This is a genomic window from Streptomyces sp. NPDC015032, from assembly GCF_043080425.1.
Classification (GTDB): domain Bacteria; phylum Actinomycetota; class Actinomycetes; order Streptomycetales; family Streptomycetaceae; genus Streptomyces.
The window spans coordinates 117,461-138,785 of record NZ_JBIBVN010000016.1; the positions used below are offsets into that span (position 1 = coordinate 117,461).

General features: G+C 71.5%; 17 protein-coding genes and 1 pseudogene. 7 read left to right on the top strand and 11 right to left on the bottom strand.

The window, feature by feature from the left end:
• Nucleotides 1-97: 97 nt before the first annotated feature.
• Genes mnhG through ACF08M_RS22940 form a run of 6 tightly spaced genes read right to left on the bottom strand, consistent with a single transcriptional unit; the run spans nucleotide 98 to nucleotide 6,689 of the window.
• Nucleotides 98-451, bottom strand: coding sequence for a monovalent cation/H(+) antiporter subunit G (gene mnhG / locus ACF08M_RS22915; protein WP_392187114.1), 354 nt, complete (start codon nucleotides 449-451; stop codon nucleotides 98-100).
• Entirely contained in the window at nucleotides 448-810 is a 363-nt protein-coding gene (locus tag ACF08M_RS22920) for a monovalent cation/H+ antiporter complex subunit F (RefSeq protein WP_392187115.1), read from the bottom strand. The genes mnhG and ACF08M_RS22920 overlap by 4 nt, the downstream gene beginning before the upstream one ends.
• Complete coding sequence (locus ACF08M_RS22925; protein WP_392187116.1) at nucleotides 807-1,430, bottom strand: Na+/H+ antiporter subunit E; 624 nt, start codon at nucleotides 1,428-1,430, stop codon at nucleotides 807-809. The genes ACF08M_RS22920 and ACF08M_RS22925 overlap by 4 nt, the downstream gene beginning before the upstream one ends.
• Nucleotides 1,427-3,082, bottom strand: a complete 1,656-nt coding sequence (locus tag ACF08M_RS22930) for a Na+/H+ antiporter subunit D (RefSeq protein ID WP_392187117.1) — start codon at nucleotides 3,080-3,082, stop codon at nucleotides 1,427-1,429. The genes ACF08M_RS22925 and ACF08M_RS22930 overlap by 4 nt, the downstream gene beginning before the upstream one ends.
• Complete coding sequence (locus ACF08M_RS22935; protein WP_392187118.1) at nucleotides 3,079-3,765, bottom strand: Na(+)/H(+) antiporter subunit C; 687 nt, start codon at nucleotides 3,763-3,765, stop codon at nucleotides 3,079-3,081. Before ACF08M_RS22935 ends, ACF08M_RS22930 begins: the two co-directional genes overlap by 4 nt.
• Nucleotides 3,762-6,689 carry a Na+/H+ antiporter subunit A gene (locus tag ACF08M_RS22940; RefSeq protein ID WP_392187119.1) on the bottom strand — a complete coding sequence of 976 codons (2,928 nt, stop codon included), beginning with the start codon at nucleotides 6,687-6,689 and terminating at the stop codon, nucleotides 3,762-3,764. The genes ACF08M_RS22935 and ACF08M_RS22940 overlap by 4 nt, the downstream gene beginning before the upstream one ends.
• A 483-nt stretch (nucleotides 6,690-7,172) precedes the next feature.
• Between ACF08M_RS22940 and ACF08M_RS22945 the strand changes: the two genes are divergently transcribed.
• From ACF08M_RS22945 to ACF08M_RS22960, 4 genes are read left to right on the top strand one after another with little or no spacing between them, the layout of a single operon-like run.
• Nucleotides 7,173-10,049, top strand: coding sequence for a nitrate- and nitrite sensing domain-containing protein (locus tag ACF08M_RS22945; RefSeq protein WP_392187120.1), 2,877 nt, complete (start codon nucleotides 7,173-7,175; stop codon nucleotides 10,047-10,049).
• Nucleotides 10,046-10,483, top strand: a complete 438-nt coding sequence (locus ACF08M_RS22950) for a roadblock/LC7 domain-containing protein (protein ID WP_392187121.1) — start codon at nucleotides 10,046-10,048, stop codon at nucleotides 10,481-10,483. Before ACF08M_RS22945 ends, ACF08M_RS22950 begins: the two co-directional genes overlap by 4 nt.
• Nucleotides 10,480-10,884 (top strand): DUF742 domain-containing protein, encoded by a 405-nt coding sequence (locus ACF08M_RS22955; RefSeq protein ID WP_392187122.1) that lies wholly within the window; start codon nucleotides 10,480-10,482, stop codon nucleotides 10,882-10,884. Before ACF08M_RS22950 ends, ACF08M_RS22955 begins: the two co-directional genes overlap by 4 nt.
• A gap of 6 nt (nucleotides 10,885-10,890) precedes the next feature.
• Nucleotides 10,891-11,460 carry an ATP/GTP-binding protein gene (locus ACF08M_RS22960; RefSeq protein ID WP_392187123.1) on the top strand — a complete coding sequence of 190 codons (570 nt, stop codon included), beginning with the start codon at nucleotides 10,891-10,893 and terminating at the stop codon, nucleotides 11,458-11,460.
• Nucleotides 11,461-11,711: 251 nt separating this feature from the next.
• Here the strand turns inward: ACF08M_RS22960 and ACF08M_RS22965 are convergent, their stop codons facing one another.
• The gene (locus tag ACF08M_RS22965) at nucleotides 11,712-12,113 is read right to left on the bottom strand and encodes a RidA family protein (RefSeq protein ID WP_392187124.1); all 402 of its coding nucleotides are present in this window, start codon (nucleotides 12,111-12,113) and stop codon (nucleotides 11,712-11,714) included.
• Nucleotides 12,110-13,237, bottom strand: a complete 1,128-nt coding sequence (locus tag ACF08M_RS22970) for an acyl-CoA dehydrogenase family protein (RefSeq protein WP_392187125.1) — start codon at nucleotides 13,235-13,237, stop codon at nucleotides 12,110-12,112. Before ACF08M_RS22970 ends, ACF08M_RS22965 begins: the two co-directional genes overlap by 4 nt.
• Nucleotides 13,238-13,333: 96 nt before the next feature.
• On the opposite strand from ACF08M_RS22970, the gene ACF08M_RS22975 reads away from it, so the two are divergent.
• Both ACF08M_RS22975 and ACF08M_RS22980 read left to right on the top strand, forming a co-directional pair.
• Complete coding sequence (locus tag ACF08M_RS22975; protein ID WP_392187126.1) at nucleotides 13,334-14,935, top strand: AMP-binding protein; 1,602 nt, start codon at nucleotides 13,334-13,336, stop codon at nucleotides 14,933-14,935.
• A 78-nt stretch (nucleotides 14,936-15,013) separates the two neighbouring features.
• On the top strand, nucleotides 15,014-15,844 hold the full coding sequence (locus ACF08M_RS22980) for a GNAT family N-acetyltransferase (protein ID WP_392187127.1): 831 nt from the start codon (nucleotides 15,014-15,016) through the stop codon (nucleotides 15,842-15,844).
• A 190-nt stretch (nucleotides 15,845-16,034) separates the two neighbouring features.
• Here the strand turns inward: ACF08M_RS22980 and ACF08M_RS22985 are convergent, their stop codons facing one another.
• Nucleotides 16,035-18,428 (bottom strand): bifunctional salicylyl-CoA 5-hydroxylase/oxidoreductase, encoded by a 2,394-nt coding sequence (locus ACF08M_RS22985; RefSeq protein ID WP_392187128.1) that lies wholly within the window; start codon nucleotides 18,426-18,428, stop codon nucleotides 16,035-16,037.
• A gap of 4 nt (nucleotides 18,429-18,432) precedes the next feature.
• Entirely contained in the window at nucleotides 18,433-19,260 is an 828-nt protein-coding gene (locus ACF08M_RS22990) for an enoyl-CoA hydratase family protein (RefSeq protein ID WP_392187129.1), read from the bottom strand.
• Nucleotides 19,261-19,357: 97 nt separating this feature from the next.
• On the opposite strand from ACF08M_RS22990, the pseudogene ACF08M_RS22995 reads away from it, so the two are divergent.
• Nucleotides 19,358-19,666, top strand: a pseudogene (locus ACF08M_RS22995) (ATP-binding protein); the annotation flags it as partial.
• Between the two features lie 33 nt (nucleotides 19,667-19,699).
• Here the strand turns inward: ACF08M_RS22995 and ACF08M_RS23000 are convergent.
• Nucleotides 19,700-21,139, bottom strand: coding sequence for an amino acid permease (locus tag ACF08M_RS23000; protein WP_392187130.1), 1,440 nt, complete (start codon nucleotides 21,137-21,139; stop codon nucleotides 19,700-19,702).
• Nucleotides 21,140-21,325: the final 186 nt, after the last annotated feature.

A 21,325-nucleotide genomic window follows, 5' to 3' on the forward strand; every position in this document is an offset into this window, starting at 1 on the left:
GCTAAGGGCTGTCCCGTACTCCCTGGTGGATCAGCGCGCGGCGTCGGATGCGGTGCATCGCCGGGCGCGGCGCGGCGCGGCGCGCCCGGCGGCGGTCTCAGCGCTCCTCGGTCAGTTGCTCGTCCAGTTCGTCGAGGAGCAGCTCGCTGTGGTCGATCTGGCCGGTCCGGTAGGCGGATCGGGCCACCAGGTGCGCGGCGACCGGACCGGTCATCAGCTGGAAGAAGCCGATCAGCGCGAGGGTGGCGAGATCCATGCCGCTGCGCAGCCGCAGGGCCACTCCGGCGAGGACCAGGAGCATGCCGAGGGTCTGCGGCTTGGTGGCGGCATGGCTGCGGGACAGCACGTCCGGCAGCCGCAGCATTCCGATCACACCGAGCAGGCAGATCGCCGCGCCGATGAACACCAACGCCGCACCGGCCGTGTCGAGGATCCGGAGCCAGAGGGTCATCGTGCGTCCTCCTCGGTCCCGTCCGTACCGTCGCGTCCGTCGCCGGGTTCGGTTCCGGCCGTGTCCCGCCGCAGCGCCGGCCGGTCGCGCACGGCGATGAAGCGTGCGATGCCGACCGATCCCGTGAAGCCGAGGAAGGCCAGCACCAGCATGACCGGGAAGTAGAACGGGTCGCGCGCGAAGGCGGACTTGGCGCCCAGCCCCGCGATGATGAGGGCGGCGCACACGTCCAGCGAGATGGCCCGGTCCAGCATGGAAGGGCCTCGCCAGATCCGGGTGAGGAGACCCGCGCCGGCGATGACGATCACGACGACGGCCGCCGTGAGCAGCACCCGGTCGACGGACTCCGGCGCACTCACCCGGCATCCCCCCTGCCGGGTCCGGCCGGTGGAGGCGGTTCGGCTACGCGGGCGATCTCGTCGGCCGTGCCGAAGGCCCGTACGGTCAGCTCCTCGATCCGCCATACGGAGCGACGCGCCGCGTCGAGTACTGCGGGCCTGTCCGCGTCGAGGACGTGCAGGAAGACGGTGGCGGTGGCGCGGCGTACCTCGACGATCGATCCGCCGGGCACATTCGACACCGCGACGGCGGTGGCCGCGAGCATCAGGTCCGAGCGGCACCTCAGCGGTACGGCGATGACGGCGGCCCGGTGCGGGTGGTCGACGAAGATCTGCCGGGTGACCCGTACACCGGAGGTGTACATGTCGTAGAGCAGGTAGCCGGCGAGCCGGATGATGCCCCACGGGTGCAGGCGGAGCCCGAGATCGACCCGGGGCAGCGGGAACGCCAGGCAGACGGCGACCGCGACGACCGCACCGATCAGCACGTTGGCCCAGTTCAGACCGGACCAGAGCAGCACCCAGATGAGGGTGAGCCAGGCGATCAGCGGGAGGTCCAGAACGCGTCCCCGACTGCCGAACTCACAGCTGAGGGGCGGCAGGTTCTTGTTCCGGAAGGACAGCTTGATGAGGCGTTTCACGGGCCGAGCACCGCCTCCACGTAAGGGGTGCGTGCGATGAGTTCGGCGGCCGCGCGGTCGGTGTAGGAGGTCAGCGGTCCGGCGAACACGGTGAACGCGAGTCCGAGGGCGACGGCTGCCGCGGTGGCCGCGGTCATCGGACGCGGCAGTTTCGTCGTGGTGGTGACGGCGTGTCCGTGCAGGGTGGCCGCGACCGCGAGCCCGGCGGGCTGGTGGCGGTGGCGGACCGGCTCGTCGCCGCTGCCGCGGATGTGGTCGGGGCCCGCGTCGGCGTCGTTGTCCTCCTCGTCGGAGTCGGACTCCAGAACGGTGCCGGCCACGGCCTGTCCCGGGGGCGCCGCCCGCCAGAAGGCCAGGTTCCAGACCTTGGCCATCACGTACAGCGTGAGGAGGCTGGTCACCGCCGACCCGATGACGAGGAGCCACGCCCAGGCGCTGCCGTCGGCGACTCCGGCCCGCATCAGCCCGAGCTTGCCGATGAACCCGGACAGCGGTGGCATACCGGCCAGGTTCATGGCGGGTACGAAGAAGAGGACGGCGAGCAGCGGGGAGGCCTTGGCCAGTCCGCCGATCCGGGTGAGTTCGTTGGTGCCGCCCTGGCGTTCGATGAGCCCGGCCACCAGGAAGAGTGTGGTCTGGACGGTGATGTGGTGGGCGACGTAGACGATCGCACCGCCGTACCCGTCCCGGGTGGCGAGGCCGATGCCGAAGACCATGTAGCCGATGTGGCTGATGAGGGTGAAGGAGAGCAGCCGCTTCAGATCGGTCTGGGCGACGGCTCCGAGGATGCCGACGACCATCGAGGCGAGTGCGGCCGCCATCAGCAGGTCGCCGAGCCGGTTGCCGGGGAAGAGCAGGGTTTCGGTGCGCAGCATGCTGTACACACCGACCTTGGTGAGCAGACCGGCGAAGACCGCGGTGACGGGGGCGGGTGCGGTCGGATAGGAGTCGGGGAGCCAGGCGGCGAGCGGGAAGACGGCGGCCTTGATGGCGAAGACGGTGAGCAGCATCGCCTGGATCAGGGTCTGCACCCCGAGCGGGAGTGCGGCGAGCCGGCCGGCCAGTTGCGCGAAGTTGGCGGTGCCGGTAGCCGCGTAGGTCATGGCGATGGCGGTGAGGAACAGCATCGACGAGAACAGCGAGATGATCACGTAGGTGGAGCCCGCGCGGATGCGGGATCCGGTGCCGCCGAGGGTGAGCAGGACGAAGCTGGCGACCAGCATGATCTCGAAGCCGACGTAGAGGTTGACGAGGTCACCGGCGAGGAAGGTGCAGGAGACCCCGGCGACCAGGATCAGATACGCGGGGTGGAAGACCGCCACCGGTGTTTCCTCGTCCCGGTCGGCCATGCCCTGGCCCAGGGAGTAGACCAGCACGCAGAGCGTGATGGCGGAGGAGACGGTGAGCATCAGCCCGGACAGCCGGTCGGCGACCAGGCTGATGCCGAGCGGCGGCGCGAAGTCCCCGAGGTGGACGGAGAGCGGGCCTTGGGTGTCGGCGGCGATCATCAGCGTGAGGGAGAGCCCGAGCACGGCGGTGAGCACGGCGACGCTGACGAGGCGTTGGATCTTCTTGAGCCGGGTGCCGACGGCGAGGCTCAGGCCGGTGGCACAGAGCGGCAGCAGCACCGGCAGGGGGACGAGTGCGTTCATCCGGTGTCTCCCGGGTCGGCGTCGGGGCGGGACGGTTTCTGTGCAGGGCCCTCGGCGCCGGAGCGGGACCGGTCCTGCGCATGGCTCTCGGGGGCCGCGCCGGGGCGGGACCGGTCCCGGTTCTGTGCGTAGTCCTCGGGGTCCGCGCCCAGTACGTCGTGCCAGAGGTCGCCGGTGGCGTACCGGCCGCGGGCCTGGAGTGCGCGGTCGGCGCGCAGCCTGGCCCGCAGACGGCGGCGCTCCTCGTGGTAACGGGCGCGTTCCTCGGCCGTGACGTCGGGGGCGGACCGGTACCGCTCGCGCAGTTCGTCCCGCTCCCCCAGCACCTCGGCCCGCAGGACGATGCGCCGGTCCTCCAGATCGTCGTGGACCTCGTCCGTGCCGGTCAGCTGGTGGCTGCGGTAGGCCATGGCGAGGAGGAACGCCGTGGTGGCGAGGGTGATGACGATCGCGGTGAGCGCGATGGCCTGCGGCAGGGGGTCGGTGACCTTCCACAGCGGGACTCCGTAGAGGAGCGGTTCCCGGCCCGCCGATCCGGTCGCGGCGAGGATGAGCAGATTGATGCCGTTGCCCGCGATCACCGCACCGAGCAGGATGCGGGTGAGGGGCCGGGTGAGCATGAGGATGCCGCCGACCGCGCACAGCACCGCGGCGGTGGCCAGGAGCGAGAAGCTCACCGTCATCCGGTGGTGCCTCCCGTCCCGGGTGCGGGTCCCGGTGGGGTACCGGTCCTCGCGGCGGCTGCCTTCTCGAACGCCGCTCGCTCGATCTGCCGGTCGATCTTGGCGCCCAGCGCGCGCACGATGTCCAGCACCACGCCCAGGACCAGCAGGTAGACCCCGAAGTCGAAGAGGACCGGGGTGCCCAGGTGGTAGGCGCCGATCAGGGGCAGTCGGCCGTGGTGCGTCCAGGCGTGCAGGACCGTTCCTTCGACGAGGCCGAGCAGGGCGACGCCGGTGGAGATGAACAGCCCGAGGCCGGTGAAGAGTCCGGGCTGCAGCGGCGCGGCCTCGGCGAGTTCGAAGCGGCCGCCCGCCAGGTAGCGGGTGATCAGGGCGAGTCCGGCGACGAGTCCGCCGACGAAGCCGCCGCCCGGCATGTTCTCGGCGCAGAACAGCAGGTACAACGAGAGCACCAGGACCGGGTGGAACAGCAGCCGGGTCACGACCTCGAAGACGATCGAGCGGTGTTCGGGGGCGAGCGTGGCGCCGGCCGCGAGCCAGCCGCGCTCCGGTGCCCCTTCGTCGCCGTGCGGAAGGCCCGTCATCTCGGGTGCGGTCAGCGACCAGGCGGTACGTCCCCGCATCTCCTCCCGCGGTGACGGTCCCTCGGCGCGGCGGTGCAGATAGATCAGGCTCGTCACCCCGATCGCCGCCGCGGCGAGCACGGCGGACTCCCCCATCGTGTCCCAGGCGCGCAGGTCGACCAGGATGGTGGCCACGACGTCCTTGAGGCCGTGGTGGGCGGTCTCCTCCACCATGGCCGCGCCCGCCGGCCGTGCCGTGCGGGCGGCCGCCGCGACCCAGACCACCACGCCGAGCGTCGCCGCCGCGGCCAGCGCCACCGGAATGCGTGCGGTGCGCCGCCAGGTGCTGACCGATTCCTGGAAGTGCACCGGCATCCGCCGCAGCACCAGCACGAACACGATCATCGACACGGTCTCGACGCAGAACTGGGTGAGCGCAAGGTCCGGAGCGCCCTGCACGACGAACAGCAGCGCCGCGCCGTATCCGGTCAGCCCGGCCAGGACCACGGCCTTCATCCGCCGGCTCACGGTGAGGCAGAGGAGAGCGGCCGCGCAGGTCAGCACGGCGAAGGCGCCCTGCAGCGGGACGTCCCAGGCCCTCGGAAGGACCGCGCCGTGCCAGGGCCGGTCCACGCCGAGGACGGTGAGCTGGCCGGCCAGCATCACGAGCAGGGTGGTGGCGAGGTACACGGAGAGCGAGCCGCGCTGGACGAAGCCGGTGAGCTGGAGGGAGAGCCGCTCCAGGCCGAGCAGCAGATGCCCGAAGACGCTGTCGGCGGTCGGCCAGGCGATCCGCCGGGAGAGCCTGGTCACGGTGGTTCGGGCCATGAAGAGCACCACGCCACCCGCCATGGCGACGGCCGAGAGCAGCAGGGACGTGCCGAATCCGTGCCAGAGCGAGAGATGGTAGGGGTGCGCGGTCGGGGGGAACGTGTCCGCGTACGCGCCGAGCAGCCGGCCGGTCCATCCGACACCCGGCCCGAGCACCAGCCCGGCGGCCGCGAGCAGGGCGGGCGGTGCGAGGAACATCCCGCCGACCCGGTGCACCGGGGTGTCCGCGACCCCGGGTTTACGGGCGAAGGCACCCCAGATGAACCGCACGGTGTACGCGACGGTCAGCGCCGAGCCGGCGACCGTCGCGCCCAGCGCCCATCGGTCGGCGGTGTCTCCGTGCAGCAGCGCGTCGAACGCGGCCTCCTTCGCGGCGAAGCCGAGCAGCGGGGGCAGGGCGGCCATGGACGCGGCGGCGAGTACCGCGACCGTGCAGACGTGCGGCAGCGCCCGGCCGACGCCGGAGAGCTTGCGCAGATCGCGGGTGCCGGCCGCGTGGTCGACGATGCCGGTGACGAGGAACAGCGGGGCCTTGAACAGGGCATGACCCAGGATCATGACGGCGGCGGCCAGGGCCGTGTCCCGGTTGCCGGCCCCGGCGAGCAGGGTGAGGAAGCCGAGCTGGCTGACGGTGCCGTAGGCGAGCACGAGCTTGAGGTCGTTCAGGCGCAGTGCCCGCCAGCCGCCGAGCAGCATGGTCGCGGCGCCGAGGACGATCACGACGGGCCGCCAGACCGGCACGTCGGCGAAGCCGGGGGCGAGCCGGGCGACCAGATAGACACCGGCCTTCACCATCGCGGCGGCGTGCAGATAGGCGCTGACGGGGGTGGGCGCGGCCATGGCGTTCGGCAGCCACAGGCTGAACGGCCAGATCGCCGACTTCGACAGGGCACCGCACAGGATCAGCGCGATCGCGACCGAGACGGCGAGGCTCGCGCCGGGCGGGTCGGCGAGGATGGCGGAGATCCGGTAGGTGCCCGCCGACTGACCGATGATCAGAAAGCCGACGAACATCGCGAGGCCGCCGAGCGTGGTCACGGTGAGTGCCTGGAGCGCGGAGCGGCGGCTGTGCTTCTGCTCGCTGTCGTACCCGATCAGCAGGTACGAGAAGACCGTGGTCAGTTCCCAGAACACATAGAGCGAGATCAGGTCGTCGGCGAGGACCAGGGCGAGCATGGCGCCCGCGAACGCGAGGAGGTTCCCGGCGAAGCCGGCCAGTTGCGGGCTTCCGTCGGTGAAGTACGAGGCGCAGTAGAGCAGGACGAGCGTGCCGATTCCGGCCGCGAGCAGCACCATGAGCTCGGCGAGCGCGTCGAGCCGCAGGTCGACGGTGACGTTGTACGCCGGCATCCACCGCCACGACCAGGTGACCGAGCCGCCGGACGCGGCGGTGCTCCACTGCGTGGCCGCCCACACGGTGGCGGCGGCCGGTGGCAGCGCGAGCACGACGAAGGCACGCCTCCCCAGCAGTCGCACCAGCGGGCGCGCACAGCCGGCGAGGACGAAGTGACAGACGATGAGCGCGGTCATACGGCCCCGGAAGGCGCCCCGCACCCGCGCTCGCCGGAGATCCGGAAACCGAACGATGCATCAAGGACAAAAGCCACTCAATACAGATATATCTCCGACCGCATCTCACCCCTACGGCGCGCCGCGCCCGTCCCGGCGCACCGCGTCCGTCGCCGACGCCCGGACCTCTCGCCCGGCTCCCCATCCGGACCCTTGGCGCGCCCCGTCGTGATGCGGCGGCATGACGCGCGGGCGCCTCGCGCGTCCGCATGGACGGCACGGTCCCCCTACTCGAACCGACACGGAACGGGCGCTTCCGGGCGTTGTGGCGGCACTGGGCGTGATCAGTGATGCGTTCGTGGCCGCTTTCTTTTCTTTTTTGGCGATGTTGCGACTATCTTCCTGTCGAAGTTCTCAACGGATTTGGCCAGTCCTGAAACTGGCACCATCGTCTAGGAGCACGTCCTGCGCACGCGCGTCTCACGGCGGACCAAATCGACCACCATGTCGCTGCGGACAGCCCTTCTTGTACTGGCCATCGTTCCGGGAGTCGCGCTGACCGTCCTCTGGGCCGTCACCAGTGGTCAGACCCTGACGGACCTCCAGCGGCAGGTGGCCCAGGGCCAGTCGGCCGAGAAAGCCGGTCAGCCGTCCACCGTCGTGTACTACAACGTCCAGGAGGAGCGTCGGCTCAGCGCCGACGTACTGGGCGGGCACAAGGGCGCCGAGGACGCGTTGCGACGGCAGCGTGTGCTGACCGACGACGCCATCAAGAGCTTCCAGGCACTCTCCGACGTGGTGGCCGACGACGACCGGTCCGAGGTCCGGGACGCCGTTCGTACGGCACACACCGCGATCGACCAGCTCCCCGCCCAGCGCACCCTGGTCGACAAGGGCGGGGCCGAGCAGCAGCAGGCCGTGTACACCTACTACTCGGACCTGATCGCGGCGGACCTCGAGCTCTTCGGGGCGCTCAGCCACGTCGACGACGGCCGGGTCAGCAAGCTCTCCCAGCCGCTCGTCGACCTCTTCTGGGTCAAGGAGATGGTCTCCCGCTCGGACGCCCTGCTGGCGCGCGGCTGGTCCGACGGGAAGCTCGACGTCAAGGAGTTCGCCGACGTCGAGGAAGCCGTCGTGGGCCAGCCGCTCCTTTACACCACCCAGGTCGTCCCCTATCTGTCGGCGGACGAGAGGGCCACGTGGGAGAAGCTCGTCCACAGCCCGGCCTGGAAGACCAAGACGCGGCTGGAGAACCGGATGCTGCGTCCCACACACGTCGACGGCTCCGGCGCCGTCGCCCTCGACGCCGATGAGAAGACCTGGCGCGGCGCGATGGACGGAGTGAACGCCCAGCTCAAGGACCTGCTGGAGCAGCGCATCGCCTCCGTGGTCGAGGAGGGCGACAACAGTGTGCGGTCCCTGCTGCTCACGGTGGCGCTGACCACGGCGGTCGGGCTGCTCGCCGTGATCGCGGTCATCTGGACCACCTGGCGTCTGACCCGCAACCTCCGTCTCCGTATCGGCGGCCTCCAGGAACGGGCCGAGGAACTGGAGAAGGCACTGCCCGACGTGGTCGAGCGGCTGGCCCTGGGCGAGCGCATCGACGTCGAGGCCGAGGCCCACGCCATCGAGCACGACGCCGGGAACAGCGACGGCGACGAGCTGACCCGGCTCGGCGACGCGCTCAACCTGGCGCGCACCAGTGCGCTGACCGCGGCCGTCAAGCAGGCCGACCAGCACCGCGGGTTCGAGCGGCTCCTGCAGCGGATCGCCCGCCGCACCCAGCAGTTGATCGGCCAGCAGCTGAGGAAGCTGGACGACCTGGAGCGCAAGTACGAGGACCCCGAGATCCTGGAGGGTCTCTTCGACCTCGACCACCTCACCGCGCGTCTGCGCCGGTACGAGGAGAATCTCGTGATCCTCGCGGGCGGCACCCCGCACCGGCGCTGGCGCAAGCCGGTTCCGCTGCTGGACGTGATGCGCTCCGCACAGGGCGAGGTGCAGGACTACCGGCGTGTGGCGCTCGACCTGAACGACAGCCCCTGGCTGTCGGAACGGGCCGTCGGCCCGGTCACGCACGTGCTGGCCGAGCTCATCGAGAACGCGCTCAGCTTCTCCCGGCCGCCGAACCCGGTCGAGGTCCGTGCGGCCAAGGTGAGCCGCGGTCTGGCCATCGAGGTCGAGGACCGGGGCCTGGGGATGGACGAGAAGCAGCTGGCCGCGGCCAACGAGCTGATGGCCCGGCCGCCCCGGATGGACGTGCTGGCCCACTCCGAGGACATCCGGCTCGGCCTGTACGTGATCGCACGGCTCGCGAACCAGCACGGGCTGCGGGTGGAGTTCCGCTCCTCGGCGTACGGCGGCACCCGCGTGGTCCTGCTCGTCCCCGACGAACTCACCGTCCCCGGACCGAACTCCGGCCCGGTGGTTGTGGCGTCCCCGGCCGCCGCGCCCACACCCGCGCCGGCGCCCGCATCCGCGCCGGCCCCGTCTCCGGCACCGGAGACGGTCGACAGCCAGCCGCTGCCCACCCGCGTCCAGGGCCGCGCCCTGGCCGACGTCACCGCGATCAACACGGCGAGCGCCCCCTACGCCCAGCAGCCGCACCAGACCGCCGAAGAGCCCCAGCAGCCGCACCAGACCGCCGAACAGTCCCAGCAGCCGTTCCAGACCGCCGAACAGTCCCAGCAGCCGTTCCAGACCGACGAGCAGCCCCAGCAGCCGTCCGGGACCACGTACCCCGCCGCTCAGGAGCACCCCTACGCGGCGACGGAGAACGAACAGCCCTATATGACGGCCGCCGGGCAGTACCCGGTGGACCCGCCGCCGTCCTACACCGCCCCCGCGGGGGCGTACCAGGGGCCGGAACAGCCCTGCCCCGCCCCGTACTCCGCCGGTGCCGAGTCCGGTCACCCGTCTCTCGCCGGGCCCGCAGATCTCATGGGCCCCGTGGACACCGTCGGTCTCCCGGTACCCGGCTCCCACCGGTCCGGACCGGATGACAACCGCCCGGCGCGGCTGCCGGTGTCCGAGCCGGACCACCCGGCACCGCCGGACCCGGAAGCCGTCCGCGCGGAGAACGGCTCCGGCCGGCCCGCGCCGGGCACCCTGCCCGCGCCCGGTGCGGAACCACCGCTGCCGCGCCGCGTCCGGCAGGCCAGCCTGGTGGACGAGCTGCGGGTCACCCGGGCCGCCTGGAACACCGTGCCCCAACCGCCGGGCCCGGAAGAGAACCCGCAGGCGCGACCGGCCCCGCACCGGGCCGGCGCGGCGATCGGCGCCTTCCAGCGCCGGTCGCGCGCGGCCCGCGCGACCTCGGAGACGACACCGCGGCCCGCGCCGCCCGCCACCCCGCATCACACGAGAGAAGAACGGTCATGACACGCACAACCGCCACACACCAGGACCTCGACTGGCTGCTCGACGGCCTGGTGGATTCGGTGGCCGAAACCCGGAACGCCGTCCTGCTCTCCGACGACGGTCTCGTGGTGAGCCACTCACGCAGCATCGAGCGCGCCGACGCCGAGCGGCTGGCCGCCATCTGCACCGGTCAGCAGAGCCTGGCCCGCGGCGTCGGCCAGCTCTTCGACGGCGGCGTCGTCCACCAGGTGATCGTGGAACTCGCGGACCTGTGGCTGTTCATCACCTCGGCCGGACAGGGCACCCACCTGGCCGTGATCGCCTCCCAGGAGGTGGACGCCGAGATCATGTCCCTCGCCATGCACAACCTCGTCCAGCAGGTTGGCCAGAAGCTCTCCACCCCGGCCCGCGGCGAGTTCGACGCTTTCGGTGCCGGGGACGGGCAGCGCGCGTGACCCGGTACTGGGATGAGGACGCCGGGGAGGACGGGGCGGGCACGATGGTGCGCCCGTACACGATCACCCGGGGCCGGACCGCTCCCGAGCGCGACGACTTCAGCCTCATCACCGTGCTGACGACCACGCAGGACCCCAGGGACGAGCACGGTGCGCCGATCCTGCCGGGGCGGCTCCAGCCGGAACACCGGCTGATCCTGGAGCGCTGCCGTCGGCCGTCCGCGGTCGCCGAGGTCTCGTCCGACCTCGGCCTCCCGGTGTCGGTGACCAAGATCCTGCTGGCCGACCTCGTCGGCCAGGGCCTGCTGACGGCCCGCGCGCCGCTCTCGGTGGCGCGGGCGGCCGGCGGCGCCGACATGGGCCTGCTGGCCGCCGTTCGTGACGGACTCCGGAGACTCTGAACCAACATGACAAGCAGTCAGGCGGCCCCCGCCGCCGTCAAAATCCTCATCGCCGGAGGCTTCGGCGTCGGCAAGACCACCATGGTCGGTGCCGTCAGCGAGGTCACCCCGCTGAGCACGGAGGAGTATCTGACCCAGGCCAGCGTCGGTGTCGACGACCTGGCCGGCGTCGACCAGAAGGACACCACCACCGTGGCCCTGGACTTCGGCCGGATCACGGTCAGTGACGAGCTGGTGGTCTACCTCTTCGGCACCCCCGGCCAGGAACGCTTCTGGTTCATGTGGAACGACCTGGTCAATGGGGCGCTGGGTGGTGTGGTGATCGCCGACACCCGCAGGCTGGAGACGAGTTTCGCCTCGATCGACTTCTACGAGAGCCGGAACATCCCGTTCGTCGTGGCGATCAACTGCTTCCACGGCCACAACACCCGTACACCGGACGAGATCAGGGCCGCGTTGGACCTCGATCCGCAGGTGCCGCTGATGATCGGCGATGTCCGCGAGCGGCCGTTCTCCCGGGACGTGCTGCTGGCGCTGGTGGACCATCTGATGAGTCTGCCCGCTGCGGTCGGCTGACGCCCCGCACGGCCGCACTCCCTCCGAGTTCCGGCCCACCTGTCCCCCCTTCTCCCCTTCTCCCCTTCTCCCCCTTCTCTCCTTTCCCCCCTCCTCCTTTCCCCGTCCCTGACTCCTCCGTGTTCCGCGCTTCCCCGTTCCGGAAAGATCTGAGAAGGCATCACCCCTGCGCGTCCTGATGCACGGCGGCGGCATCGGCCGGCGCGGCACCGGAGGGGCCGGGCCCGGTGGGTCCGGCCCCTCCGGCCCGTTCACGGCAGCACCGCCACCCCGTCGATCTCGACCAGTGCCTGTTCGTCCCAGAGCCTCGCCACACCGATGACCGCCATCGCCGGATAGTCACGGCCCGCCAACCGCCGCCAGATCCGGCCCAGTTCCCCGGCGTGGGCGCGGTAGTCGGCCACATCGGTGGCATACACGGTGACCCGGGCCAGGTCCGCCGGGGCGCCGCCCGCAGCGCGCAGTGCGGTGAGCAGATTGGTGAGCGCCGTCGCGAACTGCTCGGGCAGGCCCGCGCCGACGACCTTGCCGTCCTGGTCGAGGGCGGTCTGCCCGGCCAGGAAGACCAGTTGGCCGCCGGTGACCGTGACGGCGTGCGAGAAGCCCGCGGGCGGCGACAGCTCGGCGGGGTTGATCCGGTGGACCGGACTCATGCGGACGCCTCCCGGTTCGCGTACAGCTCCTTGGCGATGATCGTGCGCTGGACCTCGCTGGCGCCCTCGTAGATCCGTGGGGCGCGGACCTCCCGGTAGAGGTGTTCGAGGAGGTGACCGCGGCGCAGGGCGCGGGCTCCGTGCAGTTGGACGGCGGTGTCGACGACGTACTGCGCGGTCTCGGTGGCGTACAGCTTCGCCATGGCCGCGCGACGCGGTACGCCTGCCTCGCCCGCGTCGTACGCCGCGGCGGCCGCGTACACCAGGAGCCGGGCGGCTTCGGTACGGGTGGCCATCTCGGCCACCTGGTGGGAGACGGCCTGAAGGTCCTTCAGCGGGCCGCCGAAGGCCGTGCGCCGGGCGGTGTGCGTCACCGTGGCGTCGAGGGCGGCGCGGGACATGCCGACGGCGAACGCTCCGACGCTGGGGCGGAACAGGTTGAGGGTGTCCATGGCGACCCGGAAGCCGCGGTCCGGTTCGCCCAGTACATCGTCGGGGGTGACCGGGACGCCGTCGAAGACCAGCGCCCCGATGGGGTGCGGGGAGAGCATGTCGAGGGCCGTACCGGTCAGTCCGGGCCGGTCGGCGGGGACCAGGAACGCGGTGACGCCACGGGATCCGGCGCCCTGGGCCGTACGGGCGAAGACGGTGTAGAAGTCGGCCTCGGGCGCATTGGAGATCCAGCACTTCTCACCGGTCAGCCGCCAGCCGCCGGGGGCCTGTTCGGCGTTCAGGGCGAGGGCCGCCGCGTCGGAGCCCGCGCCCGGCTCGCTCAGCGCGAAGGCGGCGACGGCGCGGCCCGCGCGTACTTCGGGCAGCCAGCGCTCGCGGTGCGCCGGGGTTCCCGCCCGGACCACGGGGTGGGTGCCGAGGCCCTGGAGGGCCAGTGCGGTCTCGGCCTCCGTGCAGCCGCGGGCCAGGGACTCGCGGAGCAGGCAGAGGTCGAGGGCGCCGGAGCTCAGCAGCCGGTCGAGGAGGCCCGACTCACCGAGCGCGGCGATCAGGGGGCGGTTGACATGGCCGGGGTCGCCCTTTTCGGCGAGGGGGCGCAATTGCTGTTCGGCAAGGACTCTCAGCTCCTCACACCAGGCGGTTTGTGCCGGATCGAGCGAGAATGCCGTCATACCGGCGCCTCTCTTGTCGCTTCTCGTCTTATCGCGGACCGTTGACTACCGTCACCCAAACGATACGCTCCAGGGGCGACAAGGGGGCGATCCGTCATGGACCCGAAGACCTCAGCGCACCTCGACACGTTCGCCAGGGAGCATCTGCCACCCCCCGGCCAGTGGCCGGAGCTGCTCTTCGACCTTCCCGAACTGCGGTATCCGGCCCGCCTCAACTGCGCGGCGGAACTGCTGGACCGCACGGCCGACCGCTTCGGCCCCGACCGCCCCGCCTTCCGTACCCCGGACGGCGGAGTCTGGAGCTATGGGGAGTTGCGGGACCGGGTGGACCGGATCGCCCATGTCCTCACGTCCGGTCTGGGGGTCGTCCCCGGCAACCGCGTCCTGCTGCGCGGCCCCACCACGCCCCATCTGGCCGCCTGCTGGCTCGCGGTGCTGAAGGCGGGCGCGATCGCCGTCACGGTGCTGGCCCAGCAGCGGTCCGCCGAACTCGCCACCATCTGCTCGATCGCCCGGGTGCGCCACGCACTGTGCGACATCCGGTCGCTCGACGACCTGGTGAAGGCTCAGGTGCCGGGACTGCGGATCACAGCGTACGGAGGGGACGCCCCGGACGATCTGCTCCGGCTGGCCGAGACCGCGCCGGGGCCGTACCGGCCGGTGGACACGGCAGCGGACGATGTCGCGCTGATCGCGTTCACCTCGGGCACCACCGGACGTCCCAAGGGCTGCATGCACTTCCACCGGGACGTGCTCGCCGTCGCCGACACGTTCTCGCGCCATGTGCTGCGTCCCACGTCCGACGATGTGTTCGCGGGCAGTCCGCCGCTCGGCTTCACCTTCGGGCTCGGCGGTCTGGTGGTCTTCCCGCTGCGGGCCGGTGCCAGTGCCCTGCTGCTCGAACGGTCCGGCCCGGAGCAGTTGCTGCCCGCGCTCGCCGCCCACCGTGCCTCGGTGCTGTTCACCGCGCCGACCGCGTACCGCGTGATGCTCGACCACCTCGACGAGCACGATCTGAGCGCGCTGCGCCGCTGCGTCTCGGCCGGCGAGAACCTCCCGGTCGCCACCTGGCGGTCCTGGTACGAGCGGACGGGCCTGCGCATCATCAACGGCATCGGCGCCACCGAACTGCTGCACATCTTCATCTCCGCCGCCGACGACGCGATCCGCCCCGGTTCCACCGGCATTCCCGTGCCCGGGTGGCAGGCCCGGGTGCTGGACCACGAGGGCGGACAGGTGCCGGACGGCGAGCCCGGACTCCTCGCCGTACGCGGTCCGGTCGGCTGCCGCTATCTCGCCGACGAGCGCCAGCGGGACTACGTGGCACACGGCTGGAATCTCACCGGCGACACCTATGTGCGCGACGCGGACGGCTACTTCCGCTACGTCGCCCGCGCCGACGACATGATCATCTCCTCCGGCTACAACATCGCGGGCCCCGAGGTCGAGGACGCGCTGCTGCGCCACCCCGCGGTGACCGAGGCCGCGGTGGTGGGCCGGGCCGACGAGCTGCGCGGCCGGATCGTGGTGGCGTACGTGGTGCTGCGCGAGGGCATGGAGCTGTCGGCCGACGAGCTGCGTACGTACATGAAGAGCGAGCTGGCCCCGCACAAGTGCCCGCGCGTCATCGAGTTCCTGCCCGAACTCCCGCGGACCGCCACCGGGAAGCTCCAGCGCTTCCGGCTGCGGGACACGTGACCCGGTCCGAGGGCCCGAAGAATCGGCCGGCCCGGAAATACGGGTGCTGCGCCCCGCGCTCGCCCGCCAGAATGAGTCATGAACTCCACCTGGACCTTCACCGATGACGTCGATGCGTTTCTCGACGCGGCCGGGGCATCGCTGGCCGCCCGGCCCGCCGAGAACACCCTGGTTCTCACCGTCACCGCAAGCCTGCGCCACAACGGCCCGCACGCCTACGGTGACGCCGCCCCGCTGCTGGGCTGGTGGCGCGGGGCGGACGGCGAGGTCGCGGGGACGCTGGTGCACACCCCGCCGTATCCACCGCTGCTGGGAGCCGTAGCCCCGGAGGCGGTCGCCCCGCTCGCCGCCGCGCTCCCCCTGACCAGGATCAACGCGGACCGGACCACCGCCGAGGCGCTGGCCGCCACTTGGCCCGGCCACCGTGTCGACCAGGAGCAGCGGCTCTACCGGCTGGAGACGCTGGTCCCGCCCTCCCCCACGCCGTCGGGCCGGCCCAGAACCGCCACCGCCGCCGACCGGGAGCTGCTGACCCGCTGGCATCTCGCCTTCGCCGATCAGGTCGGTCAGCCCGGCATGCACGCCGAGCGGACGGTCGACGAGCGGACGGCGTCCGGCAGGCTGACGCTCTGGGAGGACGACGGCGTCCCGGTGTCGATGGCGGGGGCCGCACCGCAGATCGCGGGCACCGTACGGATCTCGGCGGTGTACACACCTCCCGAGTACCGCGGCCGGGGGTACGCGGCCGCGGTGACGGCGCGGATCAGCCGGGTGGCGCGGGAGGCCGGCGCGCAGGAGGTACTGCTCTTCACCGATCTCGCGAACCCGACCAGCAACGGCGTGTACCAGCGCATCGGCTACCGGGCGGTCTCGGACCGGCTGCTGATCAGCGTGGCGGAAGCACGGTGAACGGACCGCCACACCTTCCCCGGCTCAGAGCCTGTGCATGTCCCGGCCGTGCTGAAACGGCGTGCCGGCCGGGGAGTCTTCATGAGGGAGGCGGCCGAGAAGCCTGGTGCCCTGCCGCGGCAAATCGCGGGAGGAACGGCACGCCCCTCACGGGCCCGGCACCCCTGTCCCTGCCATGCGTGTCTGCCCGTCACCCCAGAGTGAGCCGGGGCTTCGGTGCGTCCGTGCGGCCGGTCGGCGGAGTGCGGCTGCCCGCCTGGTACGGAAGCGGCCAGGACGCGCCCGGTCCGCTGTAGCCCTGCTCGGCCGCCGCGTGCAGCGTCCAGTGCGGGTCGTAGAGATGCGGGCGGGCCAGGGCGCAGAGGTCGGCCCGGCCCGCGAGCAGCAGTGAGTTGACGTCGTCCCAGGAGGAGATCGCGCCGACCGCGATGACGGGCACGCACAGTGTGCTGCGGATCCGGTCGGCGTACGGGGTCTGGTAGGAGCGGCCGAACTCCGGGCGCTCGTCGGGGACCACCTGGCCGGTGGAGACGTCGATGGCATCGGCTCCGTGGGCGACGAAGGCACGGGCGATCTCGACGGCGTCCTCGGCCGTCGTGCCCCCCTCGGCCCAGTCCGTGGCGGAGATGCGGACGGTCATGGGCCGGTCGTCGGGCCAGAGGGCGCGGACCGCGTCGAAGACTTCGAGAGGGAAGCGGAGCCGGCCCCGCAGCGATCCGCCGTACTGGTCGGTGCGGTGGTTGGTGAGCGGCGAGAGGAAGCCGGAGAGAAGATAGCCGTGGGCGCAGTGGAGTTCCAGCAGGTCGAAGCCGCAGAGGTCGGCGCGCCGGGCCGCCGCTGCGAACTGTTCGCGTACGGCGTCGAGTCCGGCCCGGTCCAGGGTGTGCGGGACCTGGTTGACGCCGTCCGCGTACGGGATCGGGGAAGCGGCGACCAGCGGCCAGTTGCCGTCGTCGAGCGGCTGGTCGATGCCCTCCCACATGAGTTTGGTGGAACCCTTGCGTCCGGAATGGCCGAGCTGCACGCCGATGGCCGTCCCGGGCGCACTCGCATGGACGAAGTCGGTGATCCGGGTCCAGGCCGCGGCCTGTTCGGGGGTGTAGAGGCCGGTGCAGCCGGGGGTGATGCGGCCCTCGGCGCTGACGCACACCATCTCCGTCATGACGAGACCGGCGCCGCCGAGCGCCCGTGCACCCAGGTGGACGAGGTGGAAGTCGCCCGGGACGCCGTCGACGGCCGAGTACATGTCCATGGGCGAGACGACGACACGGTTGCGGAGGTGGAGGCCGCGCAGTCTCAGCGGGGTGAACATCGGCGGGGTGCCCGGTGCGCAGCCGAACTCCTCCTCGACGGCGGCGGTGAAGGCGGCGTCGCGCAGCCGAAGGTTGTCGTGGGTGACCCGGCGGCTGCGGGTGAGGAGGTTGAAGGCGAACTGGCGGGGCTGCTGGGCGACATGGGTGCCGAGCTCCTCGAACCAGCGCAGGCTGGCCGCGGCGGCCCGCTGGGTCGATTCCACGACCGGGCGCCGCTCGGCCTCGTACGCGGACAGCGCGCCGGTCAGGTCGGGCTGTTCCTCGATGCAGGCGGCGAGCGCGAGGGCATCCTCGACGGCGAGTTTGGTGCCGGATCCGATGGAGAAGTGCGCGGTGTGGGCGGCGTCGCCGATGAGGACCGTGTTGCCGTGCGACCAGCGGCTGTTGACGACGGTGCGGAAGGTGAGCCAGGACGAATGGTTGGAGCGCAGCGGCCGGCCGCGGAGCGCCTCGGTGAAGATCTTGGCGCAGCGTACGGTCGAGTGCTCGACGCCGCAGGTGTCGAACCCGGCGGCCCGCCAGACCTCTTCGCGCATCTCGACGATGACGGTGGAGGAGTCGGCCGAGAAGGGGTAGGCATGGAGCTGCATCACCCCGTACGCGGTCTCGGCGATCTCGAAACGGAAGGCGTCGAGGGCGAAGTCGGCGGCGAGCCAGATGTAACGGCAGCGGTGGTCGGTGAGGCGGGGGCCGAAGGTCTCTGCGTGGGCGGCGCGGGTGAGGCTGTGGACCCCGTCGGCGGCGATCACCAGGTCATGGGTCGCGGCCAGTTCGGCGGCCGGCGGGGCCTCGGTGCGGAAACGGAGGCGTATGCCGAGGGAGTCGCAGCGTTCGTGCAGGATCTCCAGGAGCCTGCGCCGGCCCAGCGCCGCGAAGCCGTGGCCCCCGGAGGTCTGGGTCACGCCGCGGTGGACGATGTCGATGTCGTCCCACCGTACGAACTCGTCCTGGAGGGCCCGGTGGACGACGGGGTCGGCGTGCTCGATACCGCCGAGGGTCTCGTCGGAGAGGACGACGCCGAAGCCGAAGGTGTCGTCCGGGGCGTTGCGCTCCCAGACGGTGACGTCGCGTTCCGGATCGAGCCGCTTGAGGAGGGCCGCGGCGTAGAGTCCGCCGGGCCCTCCGCCGATGACCGCGATCCGCTTCACGCCGGGCGGCTTCGCCGCGGACGGATCTGCGCCGGGTGCCGGTACCACCGTGCCGGAGGGAATCGCGCCGGGCGCCGTCGTGGCGGACGGAACCGGGCCGGTCGCACTCGTGTCGGGGGGCATCGCGCTACCGGCCCTGCCACTTCGGTGGCCGCTTCTCGGTGAAGGCGGCATGGAATTCGGCGTAGTCGTCGCCGTGCATCAGCAGGGCCTGGGTCGCGGCGTCCATCTCGACCGCGGCGGCGAGCGGCATGTCGAGTTCGGCGGTGAGCAGCGCCTTGGTCTGGGCGAGGGCGAGGGCAGGTCCGTCGGCGAGGCGGCGGGCGAGCGCCGCCGCGCGTACATCCGCCCCGCCTTCCTCGACCAGCTCGCTGATCAGCCCGATCCGTTCCGCCTCGGGAGCCCGGACCGGCTCGCCGAGCATCAGCAGACGGGTGGCGTGGCCGAGGCCGACGACGCGCGGCAGCAGGTAGGCGGCGCCCATGTCGCCGCCGGAGAGGCCGACCTTCGTGAAGAGGAAGGCGAAGCGGGCGGACGGGTCCGCGATCCGGAAGTCGGCGGCCAGCGCGAGTACCGCACCGGCACCTGCGGCCACGCCGTGTACGGCGGCGATGACGGGGAAGGGGGTTTCACGAAGGGCCCGCACCACCTGCCCGGTCATGCGGTTGAAGTCGAGGAGCTGGGCGGTGTCCATGGCGAGTGTGGCGCCGATGATGTCGTCGACATCCCCGCCCGAGCAGAAACCGCGGCCCTCTCCCGCGAGCACCAGGGCGCGCACGGTGCGTTCTCGGGACAGCTCGGCGAGCAGGTCACGCAGGTCGGCGTAGGCGCCGAAGGTCAGCGCGTTGAGTTTCTCGGGACGGGCGAGGGTGACGGTGGCAACTCCGTCGTCCGTCGTCAGCCGCAGATGACGCCAGTCATCAGTGCGGGGGGCGGAGCTGGGAAACGGACTCATGGAGGGGGCTCCCCTTCAGCCGTCGGGCCGCTGCCTGCAACTACCTGCACCCGAATTTATCACCCGCACGTGACTCCCGTCACGGAAACGCGATAAGTCCGGCACCGCCGAGCTCCTCACCGCCGAACTGGTCACCAACGCGTTGGAGCACACCCGCAGTGGGGAGCCGATCGAGCTCGTGGTGGAGCTGCTGCCGACCGGCTGTCAGGTGGAGGTGCACGACCGCGACCCCGCTCCGCCGGGCGATCTCTCCCATCCGCGGCCCGGCGGCGAACCGGACCCCTGGCAGGAGCACGGCCGGGGTCTGCTGCTGATCCGCACGCTCAGCTCGTCGTGCGGTCACCGCACGACGGAGCACGGCAAGGCCGTGTGGTTCACCCTGCCGTCCCCCGCGCCTCGGAGCTGACCGGCCGCCCACGCGTCACCCCGGCCCGCCCGGTCACCCCGCGTCGGCGGCAGCCAGCCGGGAGCGGTCACGGCCGTAGAAGGCGTACACCGCCGATCCGACAGCCAGGAAGACGGCGAACTGCACCCAGGTCGCCCAGCCCGTCCCGTACATCAGGTAGAGGCAGAAGCCGACGCCCAGGAGCGGGCTCAGCGGATAGAGCGGCACCCGGAACGAGCCGGTCACCTCCGGATTGCGGCGGCGCAGCACGATCACCGCGATGTTCACCGCGACCATGGTGGCGAGGGTGCCGATGGTCGTCAGGTTCACCACCACGTCGAGCGAGGAGAAGGCCGCCGGGACCGCGAAGACGACGGCCACGATCCAGGTGTTGGCGACCGGCGTCGCGGTCCGCGGCGAGACCCGCTCGAAGATCCGCGGGATCAGGCCGTCGCGGGACATCGACATCAGGATGCGGGTCTGTCCGTACATCACGGCGAGCACGACGGACGCGATGGCGACGACCGCACCGAAGGCGATGACCCCGCCGCCGATGTTCGAGTCGGTGACCTGGTCGACGACGATGGAGAGCGCGGCCGGCCGGTGCGCGACGGCCTCCGGGCCGAGCGCTCCGATGGCGGCGAGCGCGACGGCGCAGTAGAGCAGGGTGACCAGACCGATGCAGATCATGATCGCGATCGGGATGTTCCGCCGCGGGTTCTTGACCTCCTCGCCCGCGGTGGTGATGGCGTCGAAGCCGATGTACGAGAAGAACGCGAGCGACGCGCCGGCGGTGACCCCGCCCGCCCCGTGGGCGATGAACGGCGTGAGATTCCCGTGTTCGAAGGCCGTGAACGCGATGACGCAGAAGGCGATCAGAATGGTGATCTTGAGGACCGCCATCGCCGTGGTGGCCCCCGCACTCTCCCGGACACCGCGCACCAGCAGGGTGGCGGCCATCACGACCACCAGGACGGCGGGCAGATTGATCACTCCGCCGTCGCCCGGTCCCGCCGACAGGGCCGCGGGCAGCTGCCGGCCGAACAGGCTGTCCAGCAGCTCATTGACGTACTGGCTCCAGCCGACGGCGACCGCGGAGACCGAGACCCCGTACTCCAGCAGCAGACACCAGCCGACGAGGAACGCGACGCGCTCGCCGAGCGTCGCGTAGGCGAAGGAGTACGAGCTGCCGGAGACCGGGATCGCGCTGCCCAGCTCGGCGAAGGAGAACGCGGTGAAGATGCAGGTGATCGCCGCGAGCACGAAGGACAGCACGACGGCGGGGCCCGCCTCGGCGACGCTGTCGGAGAGGCCGACGAAGATGCCGGTGCCGACGACGGCGCCGACACCGAAGCACACCAGCTGGAAGAGACCCATGGTGCGCTTGAGGCCGTGCCCCTCCAGGTCGGCGCCGGACTCGGCGATCAGCTGGTGAGGGTTCTTGATGCGCGGCCCGGACGGGCGCGGAGGGCTCGGTGGGCGCAGCGGGCTCACGGGGATGATCTCTTCTCTGGTGGAGCATGTGGGGGGAGGTGCGCCCCGGCGCCTGTGGGGGGCTCCGGACACTGTGGGCGGCACGCACGAAAGTGGGGTTCGAGCGTGCGAGCCCGAACCCCACCGAGAGGCACCATATTAGTCACCTTCGTGCATGTTCACCCAATCGGGCGCATGATCATGCAG